Raw genomic sequence first — 9974 nt, forward strand, 5'->3', positions numbered from 1 at the left:
CTGACCGGCGTCGGAGCGGCGCGAGTAACGTCACTGGGTCCTGACTTTCGTCAGGACGACAGCGCGTTGGCAGCGGGGACGCTATGCGGTCGATTTGGCTTCGACCTCTCCGACCTAACGTTTCGGTGATCGATAAGGTTCGGGAAGCTTGTATGGTTCGGGCAACCGATAACCCATAATCCGTCGTCCCGGCGAAAGCTGGGACCCAGTGACGTTCGTGGTGAAGAAAGAAAAGGGAAAAGGCCGCTCAAGCCGCCCGCACCTGCGCGCCGCCGACATTGACCGGCCGCGCCAAACCGAAATGCTCCCGCAAGGTGCGGCCTTCATACTCCCGCCGGAACAGGCCGCGCCGCTGCAGGATGGGCACCACGCCCTCGGTGAAGTCCTGCAATCCGCCCGGCAAGGCGTCCGGCATCAGGTTGAATCCATCCGCCGCGCCCGCCCTGAACCAGCGCTCGATCTCGTCGGCCACCTGTTCGGGCGTGCCCACCAGCACACGGTGCCCGCCGCCGCCGCACAGCGCGCGGATGACGTCGCGTACCGTGTGCTCGCGTCCCTTCACCAGCGACAGCGTGGCGTGGAAGAAAGTGTGGTTGCCGTTGCCGCCGTTGGGCAGCGCCAGGTCGGCCGGCAGCGGCTGGTCCAGCTGCAGGCGCTCGACCGGGATGCCCAGCGTGCCGGCCAAGCGCTTCAGGCTGTAGCTCCAGGGAATCAGGTCGACCAGCTCGTCGCGCCGGCGCAGCGCCTGGGCTTCGGTGGCGCCGATGATGGTGGCCAGGCCGGGCAGGATCTTCACCGCATGCGGGCCGCGGCCGAGCGCGGCGGCGCGCTCGTTGATGGCGCGGCTATAGGCCAGCGACTCTTCTATCGTGTGCGCCGCCGAGAACACCGCTTCGGCATGGCGCGCCGCCAGTTCGCGGCCGTCGCCGGAGCCGCCGGCCTGCACCAACACCGGTTGTCCCTGCGGCGTGCGCGGCAGGTTCAGCGGGCCTTGCACGCTGAAGTGCGCGCCGCGATGGGCGATCGGCCTGACCCTGGATTCGTCGATGAAGCGGCCGCTCGCCTTGTCGCCGATCACGGCGTCGTCGTCCCAGCTGTTCCACAGCGCCTTGACGACCTGCGTGAACTCGTCGGCGCGCGCGTAGCGCCCGGCGTGGTCGGGCACGGTGTCCAGGCCGAAGTTGCGCGCCGAACCGGGATCGGCGGTGGTGACGATGTTCCAGCCCGCGCGCCCGCCGCTGACGTGGTCCAGCGTGGCGAAGCGGCGCGCGATGTTGTAAGGCTCGTTATAGCTGGTGGACGCGGTGCCGATGATGCCGATGCGGGTGGTGGCCGCGGCCACTGCCGCCAGCAGCACGGTCGGCTCCAGCGCCGTGATTGGGCGGAAGTCGATCTGCTCGATGATGGAGGCGTTGTCGGCGAGGAACACGGCGTCCAGCTTGGCCGCCTCGGCGAGCTGCGCCACCTTCACGTAATGCCCGACGTCGGTGAAAGCCAGCGGGTCGGCCTCGGGCAGGCGCCAGGCCGAAGGGATGAAGCCGGAATGCAGGATGTTGACGTTCAGGTGCAACTGGCGCGGGGCGGTCTGGCTCATGCTGATGACTCCCGCGCTCAGTGTACGCGCGCGAAACCGTGGCGCTGCGCCAGCAGGTCGAGGATGCGGCGCGTGTCGGTGACGAAGCGCCGGCCGTTGGCCGATTGGGCGTCGTCCGGCGCCGCCTGCGCGTCGCCGAGTATCAGCACCGGCAGGCCCTGGTGCGCCTCGCCCAGCAGCGCCGCCACCTCGGCGCGCGGACGCGGGAACGGCAGGCGCTTGACGTCCAGCCGCGCCGCGCGCTCCGGCTCGCCGGCCAGCAGGCCTTCGATGGGCGCGCCGTCGGGACAGATGAAACGCTCGCCGGGGTGGGCGGGATCGGTGAATCCGTGTTCAAGCAACAGCAGCAGGTCGCGGCTCATGGGCGGGTGTCCTATGGAGATGAATCCGCCGATTCTGTGCCGCAGCCGATACGCCAGCCACGAATTTATCCGCATAAACATATGCGGCGAGGCGCGGCTACAATGCGCAAGGGCTCCGAGGGGAAGCCAACCACTACTCTTTTTGCCGATGGGCTTTCTTGCATTCTTGATCATGTTCCCGCTGGCCTGCGTGGTCGCGGGCCTGGGGATTTGGGGCGCGTTCGCGCTGTGGTTCCAGTTGCCGGGGCCGGCCTGGGTGCGCGGCGTCGCCATCGCCGCGTGGTGCCTGCCGGCGCTGGCGTCGTTGGCGGTGCTGGCCGGCTGGGGCGGCTGGAACAGCGGCTGGCGCTGGGCGCCCGCGGTGTTCGTGCTGTGCGCGGTGCTGCTGCTGTCGTGGTGGCATACGATCCGGCCCACGCATGTGCGGGTCTGGGCTGACGACGTGGCGCGCATGCTGGAGTCGCGCGTGCAGGGCGACGAGGTGGTGCTGGACAACGTGCGCAATTTCACCTGGCGCAGCGAGACCGACTACGACGTGCGCTGGGAGGCGCGCCGTTACGACCTGAGCCAGCTGGTGTCGGCCGACCTGATGCTGTCGTACTGGATGGGACCGGCGATTGCGCATACGCTGGTGTCCTTCGGCTTTGCCGACGGCCGGCGCCTGGTGTTTTCGCTGGAGATCCGCAAGGAGAAGGGCGAGAGTTTCTCGGCGCTGGGCGGTTTCTTCCGCCGCTTCGAGACGGTCATCGTGGCCGCCGACGAGAGCGATATCGTGCGCACCCGCACCAACGCGCGCGGCGAGGACGTCTATCTCTACCGCCTGCGACTGCGGCCCGAGCAGTTGCGCAAGGTCTTCCTGGGCTACCTGGAGCGCGCCGCGCAGGTACGCGCGCAGCCCAAGTTCTACAACACGTTGACCAGCAACTGCACCACCATCGTCTTCGAGCTGGCGCGGCGACTGTCGCCGACGCTGCCGCTGGATTACCGGCTGCTGCTGTCGGGTTATTTCGCCGATTACACCTATGACCATGGCGCGCTGGTGTCGGGTTACAGTTTCGAGGCGCTGAAGGCGGCCGGGCGCATCACCCCGCGCGCACAGGCGATTGGCCCCGACGACGACTATGCGAAAACCATCCGCCGGGGCGTGCCCGGCGTGGAAGAGGCCGAACTACGCTGAGTCCTTCAGGCCGGCAGGCGCTGCGCCAGCAAGGCCAGCATCCTGGCGTCGGGCTGATGGCCCACGCCCGGCGCCACATCCAGCGTCGCCTTCGCGCCCAGCGCCTGCAACCGTTCAAAGGCGGCATGCGCCAGCGCCACCGGCATCACGCCGTCGGCGTCGCCGTGCAGCAGGTGCACCGTCGCCCCGGGCCTGGCCGTCGGCGCTGCGGCATAGCGCCCGGCGATGGCAACTACGGTCGCCGCCGGCGCGTCGGCCGGCTTGCCGGCCTCCAGCGCCATGATGGCGCCTTGCGAGAAGCCGGCGATCAGCGTGTCCCGCGCTTCTACTCCCGCCTGCGCCTGCCAGTGCCGCACCGTCTGCAGGAACAGCGGCATGGCCGCTTCAACGCGTTGCGGGCGATTGTCTTGCGTCACGCCGCGCACCGAGAACCATTGCAGCCCCGAAGGAGACACGTCCGAGGGATACGGCGAGGCCACGCTCACCACCAGCGCCTGCGCGTCGCGCTGCGCGAACCACGCGCCCACGCCCAGCATGGATTGGGGAACCGAGCCCACGCCGTGCATCAGCAGCACCAGGCGCTGCGTTTGGGACGGTTGCTGGATGACGAGGGAAGCTGGATGCATGGCGCGCGCGAATAAAGAAAAGGGGCCTTCAGTCTAGGGCCTGCGCCGGCGCCGATAAAGCCGCCGTGCCGCAACAGAGTGTCCCGCGGAAGTTGACGATGCCGCGCCGGCAGACAAAAAAGCCCGGGGACGCTGCCGTCCCCGGGCGATCTCCGCCGGCCCTTGCGGGCCACAGGAGCTGCTCACCGTGATTATTTGGTGCCGGTCTTGTTCCAGTCGGCCGCGCGGTCGGAGGCCGAGCCGGCCACCGAGTACAGCGCGCCCGGCGCGTTGCGCGTCTGCTGGAAATCCGCCAGCGACTGGCCGCGCATGGCGGCGTAGATGTGCAGGTTGGACACGCCCACCACCGCGCCCAGCTTTTCCAGCAGGAAGAAGATCACGCCGTAGCGGATCATCGCCTGCCAGTCGCGGCGGCTGATCATGTCGCGCTCCTCCCCGGTCAGGCCGGCTTCTTCATAGGTCGCCTCGGCGTCGGCCAGGAAGCGTTCGCGGAAGGCCGGCTGGATCAGCTGGTACAGATAGCGATTGATGCGGTAACGCTCGTTGCTGGTCTGCAGCGTGAACGGATAGGTGCCTTGCAGTTTCTCGATGCCGTCCAGCTGGCGCGCCACGTGGGCGCGATGCTCTTCGGCGCGTCGCGCCTGCAGGGCGGCGTCGACGCCATTGACGCCATCGACGGCCACCGCGGGCTCGTAGACGGCCACGGCGATGCCGGTCATCGAGGGCAGGTAGTACTCGCGGTGCCGGCAGTGGATGCCGGCCGGCATGGCGCCGCGCATCACCAGCCACATGATGACCTCGGCGCTTTCCAGTCCGCCCAGCGTGGCCAGCTCGGCGTGGGTGAGGCGGGCCAGCGCCTCGGGATCGTTTTCCAGGAGGTCGAGGAAGCGGTGGTCCCAGGGCGTGTTGTTGAAGCCGGCGCGCTCGCCGTGCACCTGGTGCGACAGGCCGCCGGTGGCCACCAGCACCACGTCGAGGTCTTCCGGATAGCTTTCGATGGCGCGGCGCAGTCCCTGGCCCAGCTTGTAGCAGCGGCGCGCGGTCGGGATCGGGAACTGCAGCACGCCGACCTGCAGCGGGATGATCTTGCCGGGCCAGCCGTTCTCGTGCTCCCACAGCATCGACAGCGGCGAGAAGCAGCCGTGGTCCAGCGCCTTCTCCTGGAAGAAGGACATGTCGAACTCGTCGGCCATCAACGAGCTGCCGATGTGGCGCGCCAGCGCCGCGTGGCCGCCCACCGGCGGCAGCTTGCGCGCGCCGCCGCCTTCGTCGGCGACCTTGTACTCGCTGCCCACGCCCAGCGCGAAGGCCGAGTAGTGGTCGAAGAAGAACGAGGTCACGTGGTCGTTGTAGACCACCAGCATGACGTCGGGCTTCTTCTCCTTCAGCCACTTCTGCACCGGCTCGTAGGCCTTGAAGATCGGCGCCCAGACATCGTCGTGCTGTTTGCCGGCGTCGAGCGCGAAGCCGATGGTGGGGGTGTGCGACGTTGCGATCGCGCCTACGATATTTGCCATGAAACGATTTCCTCTATGCGATGAAGCTTATGCCGCCGCCGGGCGCTGGCCCAGCTGGATGAAGACGATGATCAGCGCGGCCAGGGTGGCGGGCACGGCCAGCACCGCGATCACCGAACCGAAGCTCCAGCCCAGCGACAGCAGCACGCCGCCGGCGAAGGAGCCCAGGATGCTGCCGAAGCGGCCCACGCCCAGCATCCACGACACGCCGGTGGCGCGCACCGCGGTCGGGTAGCAGGACGGCGCGAAGGCGTTCAGGCCGGTCTGCGCGCCGCTCATGCAGAAGCCCGCCAGCAGCACGTAGGCCGCGAACATGCCCGACTGCACGCTGCCCGAGGCCAGCAGCAGGATGAATACCGCGCCCGACACATAGGCCGCGGCGATCGCCCGGCTCGGGGACCAGCGGTCCATCAGGTAGCCTACCACCAGCGCGCCCACGGTGCCGCCCAGCTGGAACAGCGCGGTGATGCTGGCCGCCTTCTCGATGGGCAGGCCGGCATCCTTGATCAGGGTCGGCAGCCAGCCGGAGAGCAGATAGATGACCAGCAGGCCCATGAAATAGGTGCCCCACAGCGACAGCGTGGTCTTGCGGTAGGTGTCCGAGAGCAGCACCTTGGCCGGCTGGCCGCTCTTGACGGCGGGTTCGCTGACGGTGAAGGTCTGGCCGGCGGCGAAGCTGCCGCCGCAGACGCGTTCCAGCGTGCGCGCCACGCGCTCGGCGGCGAAGTTCTTCACCACCATGAAGCGCGCCGACTCGGGAATCAGCCACAGGTAGAACGGCAGGCAGGCCAGCGGGATCGCCCCGCCCACCAGCAGCACCGTGCGCCAGCCGTATTGCGGCAGCAGCGCGGCGGCGCCGAAGCCGACCAGTGCAGAGCCCAGGTTGAAGCCAGTGAACATGATCGCCAGCAGCGTGCTGCGCGAGCGCTCGGGCACGTATTCAGACAGCAGCGTGGTGGCGTTGGGCATGGCCGCGCCCAGGCCGATGCCGGTCAGAAAGCGCAGCGCCGACAGCGTGACCACGTCCTGCGCGCTGGCGCACAGCACGCTGAACAGACCGAACCACGCCACCGCCGTCATCAGCAGTTTCTTGCGGCCGTAGCGGTCCGACAGCGGGCCCACCACCAGCGCGCCGATGGCCAGGCCGATCGGCGCGGCGCTCATCACCACGCCGAAGGCGGCGCGCGAAATGCCCCATTCCTTGGTGATGTCGGGCGCGAGGAAGCCCATGATGGCCACGTCCATGCCGTCGGTCGCCACGATCAGGAAGCAGAGCACCAGCAGCAGCCATTGATATCCGGACATCTTGCGCCCGTTGATATGGGCCCGCACGTCCAGCGATTGTGCTGTATTCATTAAGTCTCCAGTATGTATAGGAATTTATATGGAAGCGCCGCGCCTGTGTGCGGGCGGCGTCAAAAATGCTTGCCGAAGTGCAAACGGCCTGCCTCGACAATGGAAGAAGTGTAAGTCCGCGCTCCGCGCCGAGTATTGCTTTCGGCTGCGTGAGCGTTGCCATTTCCTAATTGGGATGGATTTTTACAAGTGCCGGGAAAGGCGCCCGACGAGGCCGTGAAACACCGGTGAGGGTTATTCCCAGGAGGCCGCCGCCGCCTCGATCTCCAGCTGCAGCGCGCGGGCGCCGGGGGACAGGTGTGCGCCTTTTCTTTGCATGATGCCGATCGTGCGTTCCATGCCGCGCATGGCGAAGGGCAGGGCGGTCAGCTGACCGGTGCTGATCTCGTGGTGCAGCTGGTGCGCCGAGATCACGGTAAGCATGTCGCTGGAGACCAGCAGTCCGCGCAGCAGCGCCAGGTCTCCGGTCTCCACCGCCGCGCGCGGCACGTCCAGGCCGCTGTCGCGGAAGAACTGCTCTATCGATTCGCGCAGCGGCGTGCCGGCGCGCGAGAGCACCCAGGGATAGCCCTCGAGGTCGGCCGCCGACAGTTTCTTGCGCTGCGCCAGGGGATGGCCGGTGCGCGCGATCAGGGCCGCGCTGTCGGCGAACAGCGAGCGCATGTCGAAGGTGTCGCCGGAGAAGGCGCGCAGCGCGCCGACGATGAAATCGATGCGCCCGCTCATCAGGCCGGCGGCCAGCTCTTCATAAGGGCTTTCCAGCGAGCGGATCTGCAGTCGAGGGTGCTTCTCCAGCACGCGCGCCAGCGCCGCCGGCAGCAGCTGCGAGCGCGCCAGCGGCAGCGCGCCCACCGTCACCGTGCCCTGCACGATGCCGGCCAGCGCGGCGATGTCTTCAGGGATATGGCGCAGCTCGGCCAGCGCGCGCTCGAAGCGCTCGGTCCAGCGCCGCCCGGCGTCGGTGGGCAGCATGCCGTGCGCGGTGCGAAAGAACAGCGGCTGGCCCAGGATGCCTTCCAGCATCGAGATCGCCTGGCTCACCGCCGAGGGCGACACCTCCATCAGGCGCGCCACGCTGGGCATGTGGTGGGTCTCTGCCAGCAGCGCCGTGGCCTGCAGGCGGCGTTCGTTGAACAGCGCATCCAGGCTGCCGACCTGGCCGCCGTTGCGGTCGCGCAGGCGCAGCGCGTCGTCGCGCACCTCGCGCAGCTCGGCCTCGATGCGGTCCACCCGCAGCTTGACGGCTTCGCCGGCGGCCGTCAGCAGCATGCCGCGTCCCTTGCGCTCGAACAGCTGGGCGTCCAGGCTGTGCTCCAGCGCGGCCACCGAACGCGCCACCGCCGAGGAGGCGCGCAGCAGCGTGTCGGATGAGCGGCGCACGCCGCCGGTGGCGGCAACCACATTGAAGACGTGCAGGTGACGCAGGTTGAGCAGGGACATGATCACGGCCTGTCGGGCAGGTTCGGTCTGAACGCGATTAGAAAATTAGAACAGAGGAAAGGATACAACGCAACCAAGCCCGGCAGTCGCTCACGCATACTCGGCGCACTCGATGACAAGAATATTTGCAAAGGTAAAGAGCGTGCCTATCCCTTCCAGCCCGGACCTGCTGCCCGTCCCCTGCACCCTGATGCGGGGCGGCACCTCGCGCGGGCCGTTCTTTCTGGCCGATGAGCTGCCGGCCGACATCGCCGCGCGCGACCGCGTGCTGCTGGCCGCGCTGGGCTCGCCCGACCGCCGCCAGATCGACGGCCTGGGCGGAGCGCATCCGTTGACCAGCAAGGCCGCCATCGTCAGCCGCAGCGCCACGCCCGGCGTCGACCTGGATTTCCTGTTCGCCCAGCTGCAGCCGGACTCCGACCAGGTCGACACTACCCCCAACTGCGGCAACATGCTGGCCGCGGTCTTGCCGTTCGCCATCGAGCGCGGCCTGGTCGAGGCCGGCGACGAGACCACCACGGCGCGCATCCTGACACTCAACACCGGCATGCAGTGCGACGTCACAGTGCAGACGCCGGGCGCTCGCCTGCGCTACGCCGGCGACACCCGCATCGACGGCGTGCCCGGCAGCGCGGCGCCGGTGAAGATCAGCTTCCTCGACACCGCCGGTTCGGTGTGCCCCTCCATGTTGCCCACGGGGCGCGTGCTCGACCATGTGGCCTTTTCCACCGCCGACGGCGCGACGCACGAAGTTGCCGCCACGCTGATCGACAACGGCATGCCCATGGTGCTGGTGCGCGCGGCCGACTTCGGCATCACCGGCTGCGAGAGCGTGGCCGTGCTCAACGCCGACCAGGAACTGAAGAGCCGGCTGGAAGCGTTGCGCCTGGCGGCCGGCCCGCTGATGGGTCTGGGCGACGTGGCCGCGAAGAACTATCCCAAGATGTGCCTGCTGTCGGCGCCGGCCGGCGGCGGCGCGGTCTCGACCCGCTGCTTCATCCCGCATGTGTGCCACGAGGCCATCGGTGTGCTGGCGGCCGTCACGGTGGCCACCGCCTGCGTGCTGGAAGGCGCGGTCGCGCAGGGATTGGCGCAGGCCGGCAGCGGCTTGCGCCGCACGGTATCGGTCGAGCATCCCAGTGGCGAATTCAGCGTCGAGCTCGAACTCGACGCGCGCGACCAGCAACAGATCGTCAGCGCCGCGCTGTTGCGCACGGCGCGCCCCATCATGCGCGGGGAGGTCCTCATTCCCGCCGCACTCCTGAACGCAACGAACGAGAACCACGAATGAGAGATTCACTGATCATCGACTGCCACGGCCACTACACGACCGCGCCCAAGGCGCTGGAAGAGTGGCGCAACCGCCAGATCGCCCATCTGAAGACGCCCGAACTGGGCCCGAAGGTGTCGGAGCTGAAGATCAGCGACGACGAACTGCGTGAGTCGATCGAAGGCAACCAGCTGCGCCTGATGAAAGAGCGCGGCGCCGACCTGACCATCTTCTCGCCGCGCGCGTCCTTCATGGCGCACCACATCGGCGACCTGAACACCAGCCAGACCTGGGCGGCGATCTGCAACGAGCTCTGCCATCGCGTGGCGCAGTTGTTCCCGCAGCACTTCATCGGCGCGGCCATGCTGCCGCAGTCGCCGGGGGCGGACATCCGCACGTCGATTGCCGAGCTGGAGAAATGCGTCAGGGAATACGGCTTCGTCGGCGTCAACCTGAACCCGGATCCGTCCGGCGGCCACTGGAGTTCGCCGCCGCTGTCCGACAAGTCCTGGCATCCGCTGTACGAGAAGATGGTGGAGCTGGACGTGCCGGCCATGATCCACGTCAGCACCAGCTGCAACGCCTGCTTCCACACCACCGGGTCGCACTACCTGAACGCCGACACCACGGCC

9 protein-coding genes are annotated in these 9974 nt (G+C 68.2%); 3 read left to right on the forward strand and 6 right to left on the reverse strand.

Annotated elements, in window-relative coordinates; all coding sequences use genetic code 11:
- Positions 1-247: 247 nt before the first annotated feature.
- Together CEJ42_RS19175 and CEJ42_RS19180 are read right to left on the reverse strand one after the other, a co-directional pair.
- A complete protein-coding gene (locus tag CEJ42_RS19175) occupies positions 248-1594 on the reverse strand; it encodes an LLM class flavin-dependent oxidoreductase (protein WP_088752165.1) in 1347 nt (448 codons plus the stop codon).
- Between the two features lie 17 nt (positions 1595-1611).
- On the reverse strand, positions 1612-1956 hold the full coding sequence (locus CEJ42_RS19180) for a DUF3088 domain-containing protein (protein WP_088752166.1): 345 nt from the start codon (positions 1954-1956) through the stop codon (positions 1612-1614).
- 172 nt (positions 1957-2128) lie between these two features.
- Here CEJ42_RS19180 and CEJ42_RS19185 point away from each other — a divergent pair, with 172 nt between their 5' ends.
- Positions 2129-3133 carry an Lnb N-terminal periplasmic domain-containing protein gene (locus tag CEJ42_RS19185; RefSeq protein ID WP_088752191.1) on the forward strand — a complete coding sequence of 335 codons (1005 nt, stop codon included), beginning with the start codon at positions 2129-2131 and terminating at the stop codon, positions 3131-3133.
- A 5-nt stretch (positions 3134-3138) separates the two neighbouring features.
- Here the strand turns inward: CEJ42_RS19185 and ypfH are convergent, their stop codons facing one another.
- The 4 genes from ypfH to CEJ42_RS19205 form a co-directional block, all read right to left on the reverse strand.
- Positions 3139-3759, reverse strand: a complete 621-nt coding sequence (ypfH, locus tag CEJ42_RS19190) for an esterase (protein ID WP_088752167.1) — start codon at positions 3757-3759, stop codon at positions 3139-3141.
- 191 nt (positions 3760-3950) lie between these two features.
- Positions 3951-5276 (reverse strand): gallate dioxygenase, encoded by a 1326-nt coding sequence (locus CEJ42_RS19195; protein WP_088752168.1) that lies wholly within the window; start codon positions 5274-5276, stop codon positions 3951-3953.
- A 27-nt stretch (positions 5277-5303) separates the two neighbouring features.
- Entirely contained in the window at positions 5304-6632 is a 1329-nt protein-coding gene (locus tag CEJ42_RS19200; RefSeq protein WP_079218516.1) for an MFS transporter, read from the reverse strand.
- Positions 6633-6866: 234 nt separating this feature from the next.
- Positions 6867-8072: a LysR family transcriptional regulator gene (locus CEJ42_RS19205; protein WP_088752169.1), complete on the reverse strand. Its 1206-nt coding sequence runs from the start codon at positions 8070-8072 to the stop codon at positions 6867-6869.
- Between the two features lie 142 nt (positions 8073-8214).
- Between CEJ42_RS19205 and CEJ42_RS19210 the strand changes: the two genes are divergently transcribed.
- Together CEJ42_RS19210 and CEJ42_RS19215 are read left to right on the forward strand one after the other, a co-directional pair.
- Entirely contained in the window at positions 8215-9363 is a 1149-nt protein-coding gene (locus CEJ42_RS19210; protein ID WP_276329115.1) for a 4-oxalomesaconate tautomerase, read from the forward strand.
- Positions 9364-9371: 8 nt separating this feature from the next.
- On the forward strand, positions 9372-9974 hold a 603-nt coding region (locus tag CEJ42_RS19215; protein ID WP_129587785.1), incomplete at its 3' end, for an amidohydrolase family protein.

Origin of the sequence: Herbaspirillum robiniae (assembly GCF_002213415.1) — a bacterium.
Lineage (GTDB): Bacteria > Pseudomonadota > Gammaproteobacteria > Burkholderiales > Burkholderiaceae_D > Herbaspirillum > Herbaspirillum robiniae.